The 19503-nt window shown below is 51.8% G+C and carries 16 protein-coding genes and 1 pseudogene; 12 read left to right on the plus strand and 5 right to left on the minus strand.

Annotation, left to right across the window (positions count from 1 at the left end; genetic code table 11):
- Position 1: 1 nt before the first annotated feature.
- Together V2546_RS05680 and V2546_RS05685 are read right to left on the minus strand one after the other, a co-directional pair.
- Positions 2 to 958 carry an iron ABC transporter permease gene (locus V2546_RS05680; protein WP_329751788.1) on the minus strand — a complete coding sequence of 319 codons (957 nt, stop codon included), beginning with the start codon at positions 956 to 958 and terminating at the stop codon, positions 2 to 4.
- A gap of 13 nt (positions 959 to 971) precedes the next feature.
- A complete protein-coding gene (locus tag V2546_RS05685; RefSeq protein ID WP_329751789.1) occupies positions 972 to 2078 on the minus strand; it encodes an ABC transporter substrate-binding protein in 1107 nt (368 codons plus the stop codon).
- 198 nt (positions 2079 to 2276) lie between these two features.
- Between V2546_RS05685 and V2546_RS05690 the strand changes: the two genes are divergently transcribed.
- The 4 genes from V2546_RS05690 (at position 2277) to V2546_RS05705 (ending at position 6779) form a co-directional block, all read left to right on the plus strand.
- Positions 2277 to 3062 carry an FAD binding domain-containing protein gene (locus tag V2546_RS05690; RefSeq protein ID WP_329751790.1) on the plus strand — a complete coding sequence of 262 codons (786 nt, stop codon included), beginning with the start codon at positions 2277 to 2279 and terminating at the stop codon, positions 3060 to 3062.
- 113 nt (positions 3063 to 3175) lie between these two features.
- Complete coding sequence (locus V2546_RS05695) at positions 3176 to 3640, plus strand: 2Fe-2S iron-sulfur cluster-binding protein (RefSeq protein ID WP_329751791.1); 465 nt, start codon at positions 3176 to 3178, stop codon at positions 3638 to 3640.
- Between the two features lie 95 nt (positions 3641 to 3735).
- Positions 3736 to 6144, plus strand: coding sequence for a molybdopterin cofactor-binding domain-containing protein (locus V2546_RS05700; RefSeq protein ID WP_329751792.1), 2409 nt, complete (start codon positions 3736 to 3738; stop codon positions 6142 to 6144).
- 161 nt (positions 6145 to 6305) lie between these two features.
- Positions 6306 to 6779, plus strand: coding sequence for a type IV pilin protein (locus tag V2546_RS05705; RefSeq protein WP_118530084.1), 474 nt, complete (start codon positions 6306 to 6308; stop codon positions 6777 to 6779).
- On the opposite strand, the gene citX is transcribed toward V2546_RS05705, so the two are convergent.
- Positions 6736 to 8271: a citrate lyase holo-[acyl-carrier protein] synthase gene (gene citX, locus V2546_RS05710; RefSeq protein WP_329751793.1), complete on the minus strand. Its 1536-nt coding sequence runs from the start codon at positions 8269 to 8271 to the stop codon at positions 6736 to 6738. The two genes, V2546_RS05705 and citX, sit on opposite strands and share 44 nt — an antisense overlap.
- 92 nt (positions 8272 to 8363) lie before the next feature.
- A complete protein-coding gene (gene citC, locus V2546_RS05715) occupies positions 8364 to 9395 on the minus strand; it encodes a [citrate (pro-3S)-lyase] ligase (RefSeq protein WP_118530080.1) in 1032 nt (343 codons plus the stop codon).
- Positions 9396 to 9638: 243 nt separating this feature from the next.
- Between citC and V2546_RS05720 the strand changes: the two genes are divergently transcribed.
- The 4 genes and pseudogenes from V2546_RS05720 to V2546_RS05735 all read left to right on the plus strand — a co-directional run.
- A complete protein-coding gene (locus tag V2546_RS05720) occupies positions 9639 to 10679 on the plus strand; it encodes a tRNA dihydrouridine synthase (RefSeq protein ID WP_329751794.1) in 1041 nt (346 codons plus the stop codon).
- 17 nt (positions 10680 to 10696) lie between these two features.
- Positions 10697 to 11164, plus strand: a complete 468-nt coding sequence (locus V2546_RS05725) for an LURP-one-related/scramblase family protein (RefSeq protein ID WP_118530374.1) — start codon at positions 10697 to 10699, stop codon at positions 11162 to 11164.
- Between the two features lie 54 nt (positions 11165 to 11218).
- Positions 11219 to 11641, plus strand: coding sequence for a PaaI family thioesterase (locus V2546_RS05730; protein ID WP_118530076.1), 423 nt, complete (start codon positions 11219 to 11221; stop codon positions 11639 to 11641).
- A gap of 33 nt (positions 11642 to 11674) precedes the next feature.
- A pseudogene (locus tag V2546_RS05735) lies at positions 11675 to 12385 on the plus strand (iron-containing alcohol dehydrogenase); the annotation flags it as partial.
- Positions 12386 to 12446: 61 nt separating this feature from the next.
- On the opposite strand, the gene V2546_RS05740 reads toward V2546_RS05735, so the two are convergent.
- On the minus strand, positions 12447 to 13130 hold the full coding sequence (locus V2546_RS05740; protein WP_118530074.1) for a helix-turn-helix transcriptional regulator: 684 nt from the start codon (positions 13128 to 13130) through the stop codon (positions 12447 to 12449).
- A 718-nt stretch (positions 13131 to 13848) separates the two neighbouring features.
- Between V2546_RS05740 and V2546_RS05745 the strand changes: the two genes are divergently transcribed.
- The 4 genes from V2546_RS05745 (at position 13849) to V2546_RS05760 (ending at position 19368) form a co-directional block, all read left to right on the plus strand.
- A complete protein-coding gene (locus tag V2546_RS05745; protein ID WP_329751796.1) occupies positions 13849 to 14637 on the plus strand; it encodes a polysaccharide deacetylase family protein in 789 nt (262 codons plus the stop codon).
- Positions 14638 to 14660: 23 nt separating this feature from the next.
- On the plus strand, positions 14661 to 15995 hold the full coding sequence (locus V2546_RS05750; RefSeq protein ID WP_118530067.1) for a replication-associated recombination protein A: 1335 nt from the start codon (positions 14661 to 14663) through the stop codon (positions 15993 to 15995).
- 455 nt (positions 15996 to 16450) lie between these two features.
- Entirely contained in the window at positions 16451 to 18274 is a 1824-nt protein-coding gene (rho, locus tag V2546_RS05755) for a transcription termination factor Rho (protein ID WP_329751798.1), read from the plus strand.
- 317 nt (positions 18275 to 18591) lie between these two features.
- The gene (locus V2546_RS05760) at positions 18592 to 19368 is read left to right on the plus strand and encodes an IclR family transcriptional regulator (RefSeq protein ID WP_118297464.1); all 777 of its coding nucleotides are present in this window, start codon (positions 18592 to 18594) and stop codon (positions 19366 to 19368) included.
- The last annotated feature ends 135 nt before the right edge of the window (positions 19369 to 19503 follow it).

The raw sequence follows: 19503 nt of genomic DNA on the forward strand, positions 1-19503 counted from the left end.
ATCAGCGCCTCCTTTCCGAGAGGATCAGATAGATCAAAAACGGCGCTCCGAGGAGCGAAGTAAAGATACTGACAGGAAGCTCCACTGCGGCGAGTGATTTTGCAAGAATATCCGCGGTCAGGAGCAGGAAACTCCCGATGAGACCGCTGAGAAAGCATGCGGACTTCCGGTTATGCCCGGTCAGGAGTCTTGCCGTGTGCGGAGCGAGAAGACCGACGAAGCTGATGAGTCCGGTCACACTGACAGCGGCTGCGACGGTGAGTGTGGCGAGAAAAAGAACGAAAAAACGTGTTTTCCGGACAGATACGCCGAGCATGCGGGCCTCATCCTCACGGACCGAGAGTGCCAGAAGATGGCGGTGGAGCAGGAAGACCAGCGCGGAGGAGATCAGGATGATCACGACCGGAAACGGGATTTTCGATGCGGTGACGCCGGAGAGACTTCCCATGATCCAGTATTCGATCGAGGCGAGCTGTTTTTCCGGATCTGCCATGAGCTTTAAGAGCATGAGAACGGTCTGCGCGAGAGCATGGACCGCGATCCCCGCGAGAACGATGGAAGAATGGTCCCGGACCGGGGAGAGAGCGGTGAGCCCGAGGGAAAGGCAGACGGCGAGAAGAGCACCGAAAAATGCGAAGAGCGTTGTGGACGGCGCGGCGGCGGAGACGAACAGGATCGCGAAAGCCGCACCGGCACTGGCTCCGGAGGAGACACCGATGATGTCGGGGGATGCCAGCGGATTCCGGAAGACCGTCTGGTAGACGAATCCTGCGATCCCGAGTCCAAAACCGCCGACGAGTCCCATGACAGCGCGCGGCAGGCGGAGAACCGTGAAGGTACGGAGCGCCATCGGATCCCCGGCGGCCAGGTCAGATAATGTGATCGGATATTTTCCGGTACTCAGGGCAGAAACAAAGGCGATGACCACAAAAGTCATCGCCAGTGTTAAGATTGCCATGGTTCGGTTTGAGTTAGTTTGCACTTTCCGGAGTGAATCCATAGAATGTTTCATAGAAATTCTTCTCTGCTGTCTTGAAATCGTCTTCAGTTACAACGTCCGGGTGAAGAATGGAAGCGACGTAGTAGCTTCCTAAAAAGCTTGCCGGAACCGGGGAATCGAGTGCCTCGATGTCGCTCGGGATCTGGTAAACATGTCCTTCTTTTATGGCTGTGCAGTCAGCAAGAGCGGAATCGTTCAGAACGGAGTCCACATCGTAGTCTGCATCAGCTGCGAGAATGATGTAATCCGGGTTCCAGGAAAGGATCTGCTCGTAGGAAGTATCAGCCCAGTAGGTATCTGTGATCTCAGAAGCTGCATTGACGCCGCCTGCATGCTCGATCAGAGTGGACTGGTACATTTCCGGACCAGCAGTCTGTAACAGAGCGCTGTTTCCTGCAAGATATACGGACGGAGTTTCTTTTCCCTCGAGAGACTGGACAAGCTCTGCAGTGGTATCAGAGATCCAGTATTCGAGTGTCTGTCCTTTTTCTACTACGTTTGCTGCGGTGGAGATCATGTCGATCGTCTCCATCAGCTTTGCGTCATCCTCCGGATTGACAGCGATCACGGTGAGACCGAGCTCTTCCATTGCCGGGATGGAATCCTTTAATTTCACAGGAACAATTACAAGATCCGGCTTTAATGCTGCGCAGCCTTCCAGATCGAACTCTTTTGCGGTTCCGACGGACGGAAGACTTGTGAGCTCCGGAGCGCTGAGTTTATAGATATTTCTTTTGTCCGCTTTTGCCTCGACGCCGACTAACTTGTCGTCAAGACCAAGCGCGATCATCAGGCTTGTGGAGATATAGTAGCCGCTGACAAAGGATTCTGGCTGCTTCTCGATCGTAACCTCACGGCCGAGATGGTCGGTGATGGTAACCGGATAGGTGACTTCCATGTCGGAGACAGCGGCCTCGGAAGTCTCAGAAGCGGATTCAGAAGCTGCTTCGGTGGATTCTGTGGTCGTCTCAGCGGCAGCAGTTGTTGTTGATGCGGTGTTGCTTCCACATGCAGTTACGCTCACAGATAATGCGAGAGCTAAGAGCAGAGCGGAGAGCTGTTTGAAATTTTTTTTCATAATCTTTTGTCCTCTTTCGATCTTTTTTTGCTGGAATATCGTTGTATTTTTCCGACTATAACGGAATTATAGCAGAAAGTATGTTAAAATAAAAGTAATTTTTGAAGAACGCTTCAGAATACAGGGATCCGGACTTTTTTGAGAGCAGGAAAAGGCGGGAACAACTGCATATTCTGAAGGATCATGAGGAGCAATGGTATGAGAGTCATCAGGGAATATAAAAAAGCGGAAAGCCTGGAAGAGGCGTGGCAGTTAAACCAGAAAAAGAGCAACCGGGTCCTGGGCGGCATGGTCTGGCTGAAGATGGGAAAGATGCAGATTGGTACGGCGATCGACCTGTCCGGACTCGGACTTGACACGATCGAGGAGACGGAGGACGAGTTCCGGATCGGCTGCATGGTCACATTGAGAGATCTGGAACTTGATTCGGGACTTAACGGGTATACGGACGGCGCTGTGCGGGAGTCGGTGCGTCACATCGTCGGCGTCCAGTTCCGGAATCTCGCGACGGTCGGAGGAAGTATTTACGGAAGATACGGATTTTCCGACGTGCTGACGATGTTTCTGGCGATGGACAGCTATGTGGAGCTTTACAAAGGCGGGATCATTCCGTTGAGAGAGTACGCAAAAATGCCGTATGACCGGGACATCCTGGTCCGGCTGATCGTAAAAAAAGAAGCGGCATCGTTTGATTACCAGTCCGTCCGCAACACGCAGACCGATTTTCCGGTCCTCACCTGTGCCGCGGCAAAGACAGAAGCCGGATACCGGTTCGCGATCGGGGCAAGACCGGGAAAAGCGGTTCTCTTTGCGCTGTCCAATGAGGATATGAAGGACAAAAATGTGGAAAACATCGCGGAGTATGCTGCCAAGTGTGTAAAAGAACAGATCGTGACCGGCTCCAACACGAGAGGAAGCGCGGAGTACCGGAACCATCTGGCCGGGGTGCTGGTGAGACGGGCGGTATGTAAGTTTGGGGAATAAGAACAGACGGATGAAGAACGGTTTGAAAGAAGAAAGCTTTGTCTGACTGAAAGAAACTCAGTCCGTTATGGAGCATAAAGAAACTGGAAACAGATAAAAACGAGGAATCATACATGAACATCACGATAACATTAAATGAAAAAAAGATCTCGGAGGAGATCGACGCAGACCTTCTTCTGATCGATTTTGTGCGGAATCACGGCTGTTACAGTGTAAAGCGCGGATGTGAGACGTCGAACTGCGGGCTCTGCACGGTATTTTTAGATGAAAAGCCGGTGCTTTCCTGCTCCGTTCTTGCGGCGCGGGCAGACGGAAGAAGTGTGACGACGCTGGAAGGACTTCAGGACGAAGCGAAGGAATTCGGCGCTTTTATCGCGGATCAGGGCGCCGAGCAGTGCGGATTCTGCAATCCTGGCTTCATTATGAACGCGCTGGCACTGTTCCGGGAAAACGAATATCCGGATACGGAGGAAATCAAGGAATATCTGGCGGGCAACTTATGCCGCTGCTCCGGCTACGAGGGACAGCTTCGCGGTATCCAGGCATTTCTCGCATGGAAGAAAGAAAAGAACGGGTGACGGTCCGGTGAGGCGCGCGTGTGACGGTCGGACCGTGACAACACGCAGAACAAATGATGTGAGACTGTTACAAATACAGAAAGAGGACGAAAGTTATGAAATATGTAAATAAACCTGTCCGGAAAAAGGACGCGATGCAGCTTGTGACCGGACAGCCTGTATACATGGACGATATCGCTCCGAAGGACTGCCTGATCGTAAAACTCCTGCGCTCCCCGCATGCGAACGCGATCGTGACTTCCTTGAATAAGACGGCTGCGATGAAAGTGGACGGGATCGAGGCGATCTATACCTGGGAAGATATCCCGCAGGACGCGAAGCGGTACACGCAGGCAGGACAGACATATCCGGAGATGAGTCCGTATGACAGACTCTTGCTTGACCGGCATGTCCGCTACGTCGGGGATGTGGTCGCGATCGTTGCCGGTCGCGATGAAAAATGTGTGGACCGGGCATTAAAGCTCATTAAAGTCCAGTACGAGGTCCTGGAACCGCTCCTTGATTTCAGGAAGGCGAAGGACAACAGGATCCTGGTGCATCCGGAGGACAACTGGGAGAGTCTTGTTCCGGTCGGGGCGGACAATAAGAGAAATCTGTGCGCCCATGACGAATCGGGAGAGGGAGATATCGAGAAAGTATTGAGGGAGAGCGATGTTGTGATCGACCATGTCTATCACACGAAGGCATGTCAGCAGACGATGATGGAGACATTCCGGACGTTCTGTACGATCGACGCTTACGGACGCCTCAACGTGGTCAGCTCCACCCAGATCGTATTCCACTGCCGCCGGATCATCGCCAATGCGCTCCATATCCCGAAGTCCATGATCCGCGTCAGCAAGCCGAGGATCGGAGGCGGATTCGGTGCGAAGCAGACATCGATCAGCGAGGTTTATCCGGCTTATGTGACCTGGATGACAAAGAAACCGTCAAAGATCATCTTTACCCGCGAGGAGAGCATGACCGCCTCTACACCGCGCCATGAGATGGAAGTCCATGTGCGTCTCGGTGCAAGTAAGGACGGGATCGTCAACGGCATCGACATGTACACGCTGTCCAACACGGGCGCTTACGGGGAACATGGTCCCACAACGGTCGGACTTTCCGGGCATAAATCCATCCCGCTCTACGGGAAGGCGAAGGCATTCCGGTTTGTGAGTGATGTTGTATACACGAACGTGATGTCTGCCGGGGCGTACCGTGGATATGGGGCGACACAGGGACTGTTCGCGGTGGAGTCCGCGGTGAACGAACTTGCCGCGAAGCTTCACATGGATCCGTTTGAGATCCGCGAGAAGAACATCATCAAAGAGGGCGACGTGATGCCGGCCTATTACGGTCAGGTCAATACGAGCTGTGCGCTTGATCGCTGTCTTGCGCGTGTGAAAGAGATGATCCACTGGGACGAAAAATATCCGGTCCGCGATATGGGCAACGGAAAGGTCCGCGCGGTCGGCATGGGAATGGCGATGCAGGGATCCGGTATTTCGTCCGTCGATGTGGGAAGTGCCACGATCAAGGTGAACGACGACGGATTCTACACGCTGTCGATCGGTGCAGCCGATATGGGAACCGGCTGTGATACGATCCTGGCGCAGATCGCGGCGGAGGTTCTCGAGTGCTCTGTCGATGAGATCACGGTGTTCGGCGCGGACACGGATACTTCGCCGTATGATTCCGGTTCCTACGCGTCCAGTACGACGTATGTCACGGGAAAGGCGGTCGAAAAGTGTGCACTGCAGGTTCGGGAACAGATCTGCAAACTCGGTGCACAGATGATGAACTGCCCGGAGAATGAGGTCGTGTTTGACGGGAAGGTTGTACGGAGAGAGAAAAAGAGAGAAGCAGGCAGCAATGTTCCGGGCAGGAGTGAAGAAACAGACATAAAAACTGGTGCTGAGCTGGCTGCAAAAGACGGTGCTGGTAGTCCGGAAAATAGCGGATCCGCGGAATCCTCAGAAACTTCGCAGGTTTCCCTTGCAGATATCGCCACCGCCTCCATGTGCGGAAACGGGATCGCTCTCGAGGCGACCGTGACGAACAGCTCCCCGATCTCTCCGCCGCCGTTTATGGTCGGAGCCGCGGAGGTCGAGGTGGACCTTGAGACAGGTGAGACGAAGATCATCGATTATGCCGCCGCCGTCGACTGCGGAACGCCGGTGAACCCGAATCTTGCGAGAGTCCAGGCGGAAGGCGGGATCCTGCAGGGGATCGGAATGGCGCTCACGGAAAATATTACCTACAATAAACTTGGAAAGCTCGCGGAAAATTCCCTGATGCAGTATAAGATCCCGACCCGCGTGGATATCGGAAAGATCCAGGTCGATTTTGAGTCGAGCTATGAGAATGAGGGACCGTTCGGCGCAAAATCGATCGGTGAAGTCGTGATCAACACCCCGCTCCCGGCAGTGGCGGACGCGATCTACAATGCAACAGGGACAAGATTTTATGAGCTGCCGATCACGCCGGAGAAGATCGCGATGGCAGTGCTGGAATCGAAATGATTGACGGAATTCGGACAATAGAATGCGATATGACCATATGTTATAAACAAACTGTAACGATGAAGATCAACCGGGGCGAGAACATGAAAGAGCAGGTTTCGTGACAACAGAATAGGCGCGTCATCGGATTGCTCCGGGCAGAGAGAAAGCAGGGGCAGAGTATGACGAAGAAAATATGGGATTTCAGAAACTTCAGAGAACGAAAGAAAAAAGATCAGGGCGGATATTCCCTGGTGGAACTGATGGTAGTCATCGTCATCATGGTGATCCTTGCATCTGTGAGCATCGGAGTCTACAATGGATATGTGGAGCGCGCGAAGAACGCGGTAGCTTATGAAAAGGGACACCGGATCGCGGAGGCACTGAAGATCTGCGAGGCGGAGTACGGTCTTTCCGGAACAATCAGCCTGGATCGCCTGTCAGCGATTTCGGGAGATCTGATGAAGAAACCGAATGATCCGGACAGTCTCCTCTACGAATATGTGGGAGAGGACACGGATGACTGTACGGATTTTACGGTTTCCTTAAAGAAGATCGACACTGCATCGGTGGAGATCCAGGGATTCACTTACACAGCGGACACCTACGAGATCACATGGACGGAGGACGACGGTGTGGAAGTGACGATGAAATAACAGGGCTGATCATCCCGCATGTTTCCAGAAAATGGAATATCAGGCTGACGGCCAGGAGATCAGCACATCCGCCGGGACTTAAGTGCATGGCGATGTACTGTTCGTCCAGTGAAGACAATATTTCTTTGAATGAATCATTCGTGACAGCAGAGAGCAGGTGTTTTGCCTGCTCTTTGCTTTTTTTTGCGAGCTCCGGACCGCCGCGGTGCACCATGTTGGTGTCATCGACCTCCGAGATCAGGGTGAGGAGTGCCATGGCGGCCGCATCGTTTAAGGAAAAACAGGCGGCAAGCCATTTTTTGAGTGCCGGAAGTCCGATCCGGACAGCGGAAGGAAAACCAGCAGCAGCCTCTCCTCTGGCTCCCTGGATTCCGTAGGCGGAGAAGATTCGCTCGCCGTTCGACAAGGCGGATGGTTCAGCTTGTGGGGGATGATTTTTGGTGTCCATCGGCATAGAACCCCGGCTATCCTGCGAGTTCACATCAATGGAAGAAGCGTGGGACAGCTTGTTCTGATGATTGAAAAGTTTTGCCAGATCACCGAGGGAACAGCTTCCAAGCTTCCTGCATTCGCTGAGAACTTCCTCGGCCGGAAGCGGCAGACTCTTTCCTGCATGGACTTTTCCCAGCGCCCCGCAGAGGATCGCAGAGGCGAAGACAAGACCTTTGTGGGTGTTGATCCCGTGCGTGGCGGAGAACATGGCGGTCTCCGCGCGCTGCCCGGCATAGCGGAGCCGCTCAAAGATCTGTTCGTCCGCCTCGTCTGCATGGTCCCACCCGAGACAGAAAAATTCCCGGAACCATGGGATCAGGGAAGCGCTGCTGTCCAGAAATGTAAAAAAGTCCATATCCGAATGCGAACCGGAATTATTCCGGTCTACAAGTCCCGGCTTCGGGGTTGTTGAGACCTCGTAGAGCAGCCCGCGGACCGCCGCGGAGGCGGCAAGGTCTGCCGAGCGGTCCCTGAAATGATCGTTAAAGAGTTTTGCCGTCTGCCACTGGATGAGTTCCATGGAATGGCGTTTTTGGGCCAGGCAGGTATTCGCATCCCTTCCGCACACCAGACAGGTGCGGGGAAGGAGATGAAGATCCTGCCGCTTTACGGAAACTCCGTCCAGTCCGCATACATCGAGATTGAAGAGACGGCCGAGCGGATGACTCTCCTCGATGGAGACGAGAAACTGTTTGACCGGGATTTCCGGGGAATCCAGGAGAAAAAAGGCGTGATCGCCGGTTGGCTCTTCACAGATCTTTGTATTTTTTATGGAGAAGCGGCCGAGTTTTTCCTGCAATTCCCGGAGTTCCTCGCGAAACGCGGCACGGGCGAAAGGAAACACTTTCACCGCTCCGGCAATATTTAAGGAAAATTCCACAAGGCAGGAGCCGTCTCCTGCGGAGAGCAGCTCCCACTTTTTCAGTATACGCCGGTCTCTTGCGGCGCGGAGTTCTTCGGAAGTCACCGGAGTGCCGGTGATCACGTCGGTCAGGTTCATGGATACCTCCCATGTTGTAAAAGAAGTAACTGTTCAGTAGGTCTGAAGGCAAAAATCCCGTCTGCACAGCCGATTTGAAACGGATTCCTGCCTTAGTGTGTACTTTCAGCAGAAAACTTTTCTTTCAGATACTTCGCAGTACATTCCGGCACCAGGGAAAGTACTTCATCCGTTACGCCATGCTCGGCGAGGAGCTTGCGGACGCGGGAAGCGCTGATAACTTCCGGTTTTCCGTCCGGGCCTTCGGTGGTGATCCGGTCGATCTTTATGAAGGAGATCCCATAGCGGGGCAGGATCCGGATCATGGCTTCGTTATAATTTCTCGTCACCGGATCGAACGGTTCTTCCCCTGCAAAGCGCTTTTTAATATGAAGAAGCGGTGCGATCCGGGAGGCGAACAGGGTGATATCGAGCTCACTCTGGATCTTTGCGGCGTCTTCGCCTTCCTTTAAGAAATAGGTCGGGAAGGTCGCATTGGAGATCATATATGGGCCGGACGGATGAACGATGACGTTCGCAAGGTGGTCGGTTCCTTCGCGGACAAGGCGCAGGCGGTCCGCAAACGGGAACTGGGAGCGGTTTTCCTCGACCACAAAGATGTGGAGCAGGTCGCAGGCTCTGGCCGCGTAGGTGATCAGTGCAAGATGGCCTTTTGTGAACGGATTGCAGTTCATGACGATGCAGCCGATGTTGTCGGAATCTTCGGTTCCGGCAAGAAACTTTTTATAGAAATTGTCGAGTCCATTTTTCTTGTTTTCCAGCATCAGAACGGACTCTGTCTCCGCTAACGGATAGAATCCGCAGGAGGTAAAGAGTACCTTATTTTTCGGCCGGGTGATGACAAAAAGATCGTAATGACCGGCGGCAAAGCGGTTTTCCACAAGACGGGAGACGAGACTTCCGAGCGCATTCTGCCCGCGCAGACTTTCATCGACCGCAAAACATTTCAAAAGATTCCCGGCACAGCATCCGCAGCCGGTCAGATTCTCATCGGCATCGAACACGCCGAATGCCGCCTCGATATCATCCTCATAATTTAAATGATGCTTTGCGAGAAAATCGGTCAGCATCTGTTTATCGTGAGCGAATCCAAGGGATAATTCATGAATACTTAAATCTGTCATAACGAAAACACCTCCAAAAATATTCAAGCCAAGCGCATGTTGCCATAACAGTTCTGCGGAGGCTGCTCAGGAAAGGTCCGCAGAAGGAAAGTGCTGTGGTAGCGGAAAGATGATCTTTCCGTGTACCTATAGTATAGTGGAAATGGGACAGGTTTTCCAGAGAAAAGGAGAGAAATTTGCCTGTAGCAATAAAATGTGGTACGATAATGAAAAATCAAACGAACGATACGAGGAACATAAGACATGCATATCTATTTTGCCCCGCTTGAGGGGATTACAACCTATCCATACAGAAACCTGCACCACAAATATTTTGGCGGTGTGGAGAAATATTTTACTCCGTTTCTGGCGCCGGGACCGGAACAGGGGATGAGCGTGAAGGAGATGAGGGATGTATTGCCGGAAAACAATGCCGGGATACCGGTCGTTCCGCAGATCCTGACAAACAGGGCTGGGGATTTTCTTCTTGCATCGAAGAAACTCTCAGAGATGGGATACCGGGAGATCAACCTGAATCTCGGATGTCCGTCCGGAACGGTCACGGCAAAGAAGAAAGGTTCCGGATTTCTTCTCTACCCGGATGATCTGGACCGCTTTTTTGATGAGGTGTTTTCGGATGCTGCAGTGCGGAATGGTGAATTCCTCGTTTCGGTAAAGACACGGATCGGGAAGAATGAGGTGGAAGAGTGGCCGGAACTCATGCAGGTTTATAACCGCTACCCGATCCATGAACTGACGGTCCATCCCCGGATCCAGAAGGAATTTTATAAAGGAACCCCGCATCTCGATGTGTTTGCGGACATTTTGAAGGAGAGCAGGAATCCGGTCGTGTATAACGGGGATCTGTTTACCGTGGAGAAGGTAAAAGAATTTCGGGAAAAGTTTCCAACAGTCGGGACGGTCATGATCGGGCGTGGACTGATCCGGAATCCGGCGTTGGCGGAGATGATCTTGCAGGAAGAGACGGAAGCTTGTACGGATCGTCTTGAAAACGGAGTTAGGATTTTTGAAGCAGATGGGCAGTTACAGACTCAAGGGAATAGAAACAAAGGGGACATCCTGCCGAGGATCCGCGAGTTCCATGACGCCCTCTTTGAACACTACCGCGAGACCATGTCCGGCGACCGGAATCTTCTGTTCCGGATGAAAGATCTCTGGAGCTACATGCTGGCAGAAGTGCCGGACAGCGAAAAACTCGCCAAAAAGATCCGTAAATCGCAGCATGTGCCGGAATATCTGGCGGCGGTGGAGGAAGTATTTGCAAGATGGGATGCAAACAGATAGTCGGAAAGGAGGCCACTATGCAGTTACTGATCAAACAAAGAGTCTTCTCATGGACCGATACCTATGACGTCTATGATGAACATGAGAACCCAAAGTATTTCGTAAAAGCGGAATTTTTTGCGCTGGGGCATCAGATCCACGTGTATGATAAGAGTGGAAAGGAAGTTGGCATGGTGAAACAGCGGCTGTTTGCGGTTTTGCCGTGTTTTGATATCGAAATCGGAGGAAAAGAGGCCGGAAGTGTTCAGAAAGAATTTTCCTTTTTCAAGCCGCGCTATGAGCTGGATTACAACGGATGGCGGTGTGAGGGAGACTTTCTGGCGTGGGAATATGATGTCTATGAGGCGTGCTGTGTGGCGGTCCATATTTCAAAAAAGCCGTTTCAATGGGGCGATACCTATGTGATCGACATCGTGGATCCTAAGGATGAGGTCATGGCGCTCATGCTGGCGATCGCGATCGATGCGGCGAACTGTACGAAATAGATGAGATCATGTCATTCAGCACAAAAATACGAAGAGAGCAGCAGGAGGAATAAGATGGATACAGAAAAACAGCCAAAAGAAACATTCGTAGAACAGATGGAGCGCGTAAACCGCACCAATCCATTCATGATCCACAACAACATCCGCGCAGTCGCTTTGTCCGAGGACGCAGCCGAAGTGTGTGCGGAGGTTACGGAGGATTCCTTAAATGCCATGCAGACAGTCCACGGCGGACTGATGTTTGTGATGGCGGAGATCGCAGCAGGACTTGTGACGAGGAATGACGGAAGAAAATACGTGACACTGGACAGTTCGTTCCGGTTCCTCCGCGGCAGCAGCGCGAAGAAGCTCCGCGGAGTCGCAAAGATCACGAAGCGAGGAAAAACCGTCTGCTTCACAAAATCCCAGGTGATGGAGTCGGAAACCGGGAAGGTGCTGGCAGAGGGAGAGTTTACGTTTTATTGTATGGGAGAGTAAGACAGAAGCAAGAGAAAGATGTGACTGTGATATGTCTTCCGGGAGAACGGATGTGATTCCATCATCTCCCTCGGCGGCGGTTCCTCCCACGACTGTGCGAAGGCGATCGGCCTGGTTGCCTCAAACGGAGGAAACATCAGAGACTACGAAGGTGTCGACCGCTCCAGCAATCCGTTATGCCCGATGATCGCAGTCAACACAACAGCCGGAACTGCTTCTGAGATCACCCGTTTCTGTATCATCACTGATACAAGCCGGCATGTAAAGATGGCGATCGTTGACTGGCGCGTGACTCCGCAGATCGCGATCAACGACCCGAACCTTATGGTGGGAATGCCGCCGGCCCTGACAGCAGCAACCGGAATGGATGCCCTGACCCATGCGATCGAGGCGTATGTCTCCACAAATGCAAACCCGCTGACCGATGCGGCAGCACTGATGTCGATCACGATGATCACCCAGTATCTCCCGAAGGCAGTTGCAAACGGAGTTTACATGAAGGCCCGCGACAAGATGGCTTACGGACAGTATCTCGCAGGTATCGCATTCAATAACGCATCCCTCGGATATGTCCATGCGATGGCACATCAGCTCGGCGGTATGTACAATCTCCCGCACGGTGTCTGCAACGCGATCCTTCTCCCGCATGTGGAAGAGTTCAACCTGATCGGCAATGCGAACCGCTTCCGCGACATCGCAAAGGCCATGGGCGAGATTACGGAAAATAAGCTCTTGCAGGCAAGCTTGCATCGGATTTCCGACTTTTGACCCTGCTATCTTAAAATGCAGATAGAATATGAAATAATTACTGTGAATCATCAGCAGTATTTCGGCTGCTTCTCGCCTCCTCAAGATAATTATAAAGCGTGTATTTTGAAACCTTCAGCGTCTCACAGAGGAGTACGCTCGTCTTGGAGATCTTGAAGACACCTTTCTGGTCGAGATAATCCAGGGCGCGGATCTTTTCTTCTTTGTTCATGAGTCCCATCGGCTTTCCGACGAGGAGTTCTGCCTGATTCATATAATACTGAAGGATATCGTCCACATTCTTGGTCGCAAGCGCGTCTTTGTCGCTCATCGGTGCATGGTGGGTCATCGGATACTGGACGAACGCATGGAGCGCACGCTGGGCATTTAAAAAGTCGGAGACATCGAGATTTACGCAGACAGCTCCGATGATCTTGCCGTTCTCATCCGGGATCAGGGTCGTGAAGGATTTGTAAAACTGATCTTTCTGACCGTTTGAGAAAGTCTGGAGACTGTCCTTCAGAGGTTCGATATCTTTTCCGAACTGCGTGATCATTCCCCCTTTCGGAGAACCGCCGACATCGCGTCCGCTGAGCGTGGCATTCAGGGCATAGACGATCGTGTGATCGTAACCTTTCCGGTAGTCGTGGATCAGGATCTCGCTGTTTTCACCGAGAAATTTCTGGAGCCCTTCGAGAAAACGGATCAGAAAGTCGAAATCAAGATACTGGGAAATTTCCATAAATGTGTACCTCCATGGAGACAGATACCGGATCAGGCATTCCCCCCGAAATACACTGCCGGAATATTACGTGAAAATATTAACAAAGCAGAGGCGAACAAACCTCTGAAACTCTTAACTGATCTCAGAATACCATATAACAAACTGTTTGTCAATTATATAACATTTTTTCACACAAAAAGTTTGAAATAATGATTGACATTCTATGAAGTATGGCCTATAATAAAAACACAAAAACAAAAAGAAAGATAAACAAACTAATTTTTAGTTATTGTACCCATCCTTTTCCGGACCCGGGATCCACTCACAGGGATCCCGAGCCCACCCACTTGGACAACGACGTCCGGCTTTTGGAAGCTGTAAAGTTGTCTGGTTGAATTTGCAGATTCCCCCACTTTGATAGATTCACATCGTGGTGGATGTGATAAAGACCGGTTTTTCTGCGGAATGGATGCCCGCAGGAGAAATGGAAGGCCGAAGGGCCCGCTGCCTCGCCACAGCGAAAAAATCCGCATTTCCGGCCGTGATCCCCATAAGGGAAAAGATGATACATATTGAGCGCAGAACCCCTGAGGCAGACGATCCCCAATATCGCTGTTTCAGGGGTTCTGTCTGTTTGGGAGTGTCATGTGTATTTCTCTTTGGGAGAGGAAAGGAAAACGATCACGCGCATATATTTATAAAATGAGATGGGAAAACAGGTAGGCAGGAGGTATCAATGAAATTCAGACAGAAAATCGTTCTGTTTCTGGTGATCGTAGCTGTGGATCTGATCCTGTGCGGCGTGACCTTGCGGATGTGGAAAGGAGAAGGTGGGGAAAAGGATTTTAAGGGAGACGTGTATCATGAAAGAAATAAAGAGGAAAATGAGTCAGAGGAGCAGGAAGATCGAAAAGACAGGAACGTCATGTCGAGGGAATCGGACATGGTACGGGAGAAGGAGACCGATATGAGAAAATACGTGGCGCTCACATTCGATGATGGTCCGAATTCCAGATACACAAAGCCGCTCCTGGACGGTCTCAGGGAACGCGAGATCCGTGCATCCTTTTTTCTTGTAGGCGAGTGCATTGACGGAAAGGAAGATCTCGTAAAGCAGATGGCGGAGGATGGACATCTGATCGGTGTCCATTGTATGACACATAAGGATCTCACGAAAGAACCGCTTTCGGATGCCAAAAAAGAAATCTGTGAAACCGGGGAGAAGATCCGGGCAGTGACCGGAGTCATGCCGGAGTACGTCCGCCCGCCATACGGAAGCTGGAATGCGAAGCTGGAGGAGGCGGTGGACATGATCCCGGTATTCTGGGATGTCGATTCCATCGACTGGCGTCTGAAGAACACGGAAAAAGTGACCGCAAAAGTCTTAAAAGATACGGAGGACGGGGACATCATCCTGATGCATGATGAGTTCCGGACATCCGTGGAAGCTGCGCTCCGGATCATTGACAACCTTACGGCGAAAGGGTATACTTTTGTTACAGTAGACGAACTGATGGTCGATTAAAACATTCGGGAAAGGCAGTTTTCATGGATTTATTTGATTATATGAGACAAAATACGATGGAGAAGGAATCGCCCCTCGCGTCCAGAATGCGCCCGACGACTCTGGACGAGGTGGTCGGTCAGAAACATATTATCGGAAAGGATAAACTCCTTTACCGTGCGATCAAGGCGGACAAGCTGGGATCGGTGATCTTTTACGGACCGCCCGGAACAGGAAAGACGACGCTCGCAAAGGTGATCGCGCATACGACAAGTGCGCGCTTTGAGCAGATCAACGCCACTGTTGCCGGAAAAAAAGATATGGAAGAGATCGTGAAAAATGCGAAGGATGCGATCGGCATGTACGGACAGAAGACGATCCTTTTCGTGGATGAGATCCATCGCTTTAATAAGTCGCAGCAGGATTATCTCCTGCCATTCGTGGAGGACGGGACGATCACGCTGATCGGAGCGACGACGGAGAATCCATATTTTGAGGTGAACAACGCGCTTCTTTCCAGATCCAGGATCTTCGAGTTAAAACCGCTGGAAAAGCAGGATATCCGGGAACTGGTAATCCGGGCTGTCTATGATACGGAAAAAGGGATGGGAACTTATGGAGCCGATATCACGGATGAGGCGGCGGATTTCCTTGCGGATGTGGCAAACGGGGACGCGAGAGCGGCGTTAAATGCGGTCGAGCTCGGAATTCTCACGACGGACAAGTCGGAGGACGGAAAGATCCATATCACGATCGATGTCGCGGCGGAATGTATCCAGAAACGGGTGGTTCGCTACGATCATGACGGGGATAACCACTACGATACGATCTCTGCATTCATCAAGAGCATGCGTGGATCGGACCCGGATGCGGCGGTCTATTACCTGGCCAGAATGCTGTATGCAGGTGAGGATGTGAAGTTTATTGCCCGCAGGATCATGATCTGCGCTTCCGAGGATGTCGGAAATGCGGATCCGAATGCGCTTGTGGTCGCGGTGAGCGCGGCGCAGGCGGTGGAGCGGATCGGAATGCCGGAGAGCCAGATCATTCTCTCCCAGGCGGCCGCCTATGTCGCGACGGCTCCGAAGAGCAATGCGGCCTATGTGGGGATCCAGAATGCGATGAAGGCTGTAGCGAATATGCGGACGATGCCGGTTCCGGCGCATCTTCAGGATAAGCACTACAAAGGCGCGGAGAAGCTGGGACATGGACTCGGCTATAAATATGCACATGACTATCCGAATCATTATGTCACCCAGCAGTATCTGCCGGACGGGATGGAAGGAATGAAATTCTATGAACCGTCGGAGAATGGGTATGAAAAGAAGATCAGGGAGCATATGGAGTTTATAAAGCGGGAAGCTACTTTTCACGGGTAGGAATTTTCTGAACTGAAAATTCCGTATGATACCGTTGTGGTCGCGGATTTTGCCGATTTGGAATGCGAAGCATCGGCAAAATCCTGTTACAGTGCGCGGGCACTGGAGGACCCGTGTACTGTAACAGAGGGAAGCCGGAGAGATGGAATAAGCAGGATCAGGGAAAGAGGAAATTGTGAAATTTCCTCTTTCCATTTTTTTATGTGTGCGTTATAATGAGATATACTCATCAGAACAGCCTGGGAGGAAAGTATTGGAAACGATACTTGCTTCTTTGCTCCCGGGCAGTTTCGAAAAAGTCCTCCGATATCGCTGAAATGCGGTGATCCGATCGGAGAAAAGTTTCAAATCTAATGGTTCCAAGGCAGCGGATCCGGAGACGGGGAGGCTGTTATGATCTTTTTTTGATTCCCAACGAGATGATAAAACCGGAATAAGGATGAAGGAGTATTATTATGCGTGAAAAATTAGCAACATTACCGCTGACCCAGTTAAAAGAGCTGGCAAAGAGCCAGGGAATCAGGAATATCAGCGGCTTGAGAAAAGCAGAATTGATCGATCGCCTTTGTGAGGCGGCGGAAAGTGCCGGCGGCGCAAAAGTACCGGCAGAAAATAATGAAAATAGAGAGAATACGGCAGCACCGATGCAGGCGGCAGCGCAGAAAGAGAAAGCGCCGGCTGCTGGAAATGTTTCCGGAGGTGCGGGACAGGAGAAAATGGCATCGGAGAGACCGGCGGTCTTCCAGGACCGCACGGGGCGTCCGGAGAAAACCGAGCGTGCGGAACGATATGAGAGAAATGACCGTCAGGAGCGTGGGGAGCGCCAGATGAGAAATGACCGGCAGGGCAGCTACCAGAGCCGTCAGAACAATTACAGAGATCGCCAGAGTAATTACCAGGATCGTCAGAGCAGCTATCAGGACCGCCAGAGCAGCTACCAGGACCGTCAGAATGCTTACCAGGGGCAGTCATCTGCGCAGGATTCCCAGACTCAGGGAAACTATCAGGACCGCCAGACTCAGGGCGGCATGCCGGATGCCCAGGAAATTCAGGAGAGCTCAAGAACCTATCAGACTGGTTACCAGACAAGAAACCAGGGTGCTCAGAGTTATACCGCGGAACCGAAGGCAGATCTTCAGGATCTCGACAGCGGGATCGAGGCAAACGGAATTTTAGAGGTCATGCCGGATGGCTTCGGATTTATCCGCTGTGAGAACTTTCTTCCGGGAGATAACGATGTCTATGTGGCACCTTCCCAGATCCGCCGCTTTAACATGAAGACCGGCGATATCATCCGCGGAAGCCGGAGAGTGAAATCCGCGACAGAGAAATTTGCGGCACTTCTCTATGTAAAGACGATCAACGGCTATCCGACGAGTGTTGTGGAGCACCGCTCGAACTTTGAGGATCTGACCCCGATCTTCCCGAACCAGAGACTGAATCTGGAAGTCAGAGGTGGAAAAAATACGACAGCGATGAGAGTCATGGACCTCCTTGCTCCGATCGGTAAAGGCCAGCGAGGTCTGATCGTATCCCCGCCGAAAGCAGGTAAGACAACCTTATTAAAACAGGTTGCAAAAGCAGTTACGACCAACTATCCGGATATGCATATGATCATTCTTCTGATCGATGAGCGCCCGGAGGAGGTTACAGACATTAAGGAATCCGTTGTAGGACCGAACGTGGAAGTCATCTACTCTACGTTTGACGAGCTCCCGGAGCGCCACAAACGTGTCTCTGAGATGGTCATCGAGCGCGCGAGACGTCTGGTAGAGCATGGGCGTGATGTCATGATCCTCTTAGACAGTATCACAAGACTTGCAAGAGCCTATAACCTGGTTGTTCCGCCGAGCGGACGTACTCTTTCGGGTGGTCTTGATCCGGCGGCACTCCACATGCCGAAGCGTTTCTTCGGAGCAGCGAGAAATATGAGAGAGGGCGGAAGCCTGACGATCCTTGCAACCGCACTTGTCGATACCGGAAGCCGTATGGATGACGTTATCTACGAGGAATTTAAAGGTACCGGCAATATGGAGCTTGTACTCGACCGCAAGCTCTCCGAGAAGCGGATCTTCCCGGCAATCGATATCTTAAAGTCCGGTACACGCCGCGACGATCTCCTGCTCACAAGCGAGGAGGCGGAAGCTGTGGATATCGTCCGCAAGGCGACAAACTCAATGAAAGCGGAGGAGTCCGTGGAGAAGATCCTGGACATGTTCGCACGAACAAGAACGAACAGAGAGTTCGTGGAAATGACAAAGAAAACACGATTCATATAAATGACGGACCGATGATCGGGATCCGTCGGTCATTTTTCAGACCGGGTTCCGGACACAGAGTCTTATTAAGAAAAATCGTAACTGTGAGGGTACTGAACGTTATTTTTCACGGATAGGAATTTTCTGAACTGAAAATTCCGTATGATACCGTTGTGGTCACGGATTTTGCTGATTCGGAATGCGAAGTATCGGCAAAATCCCGTTACAGTGCGTGGGCATGGAGTGCCCGTGTACTGTAACTACTGAACAGTTACGGGGAAGCGTGTAAATACCTGACAGAAAACTGAACTGTCGGGGTAGATAGGAGAACAGAAAGAATGGAAGAAACAGGAAAAAATCCGATCCAGGTCGCAGAGCGCCTGTTCCAGGTGATCGAGTGTCTGGCGGAGAATGGTCCGATGGGGATCATGGATCTGAGCGCGCAGCTCGGATTCCATAAGAGCACGACGCACCGGCTCGTGACTTCCCTCCAGTATATGGGCTATATCCGGCAGGACGAGGAATCCCTGAAATACGCGCTGTCTCTGAAGTTCCTGGAGATCGGAGGCAAGATCCTGGAACAGACGAACATGGCTTCTCTGGTTCATCCGTCACTGAAGAAACTGTCGGAGCAGACCGGAGAGACGGTCCATCTCGTCCGCAGAGAGGGAACGGAGGCCGTGTATATCGATAAAGTGGAATCCAACGTCAGCTCGATCCGGATGGTATCGAGAGTCGGAAGCCGGATCCCCCTGTACTGCTCCGGCGTCGGCAAGGCGCTGCTCGCGGAGCTGCCGGATCCGGAGATCAGAGAGATCTGGAACAGCTCAGAGATCGTGTCCCTGACACCGTACACTGTAACAAAGTTTCAGGATCTCATGGAACGGATCGGGACAGTGCGGAAGGTCGGATATGCGATGGATGATGAGGAGAATGAGGAAGGCGTCCGCTGCATCGCGGTCAGCATTCCGGATTACCATAAAGAACCGGTCTACGCCCTGAGCATCTCCGCACCGGTGAGCCGGATGACGGATGCCCGGATCGCGGAACTTGCCGTGGATGTGCTGGCGTTTAAGAAAGAGCTGGAGAAGACGCTGGGATTCTCGAGAAGCTGAGGAAAGCACAGGAACAGTTATAAAGTAAAAAGAGCGATGAGTTCTGGAATCTGATGTCGGATCCCGGAGTTCATCGCTCTTTTTCGTTACCGTGTGTGGGGATTTTCAGTGTGTGTATTGTAACTGGATTTTACT

Origin of the sequence: Clostridium sp. CM74B_53 (assembly GCF_036318045.1) — a bacterium.
In the GTDB taxonomy this organism is placed as follows: Bacteria; Bacillota; Clostridia; order Lachnospirales; family Lachnospiraceae; genus Pilosibacter.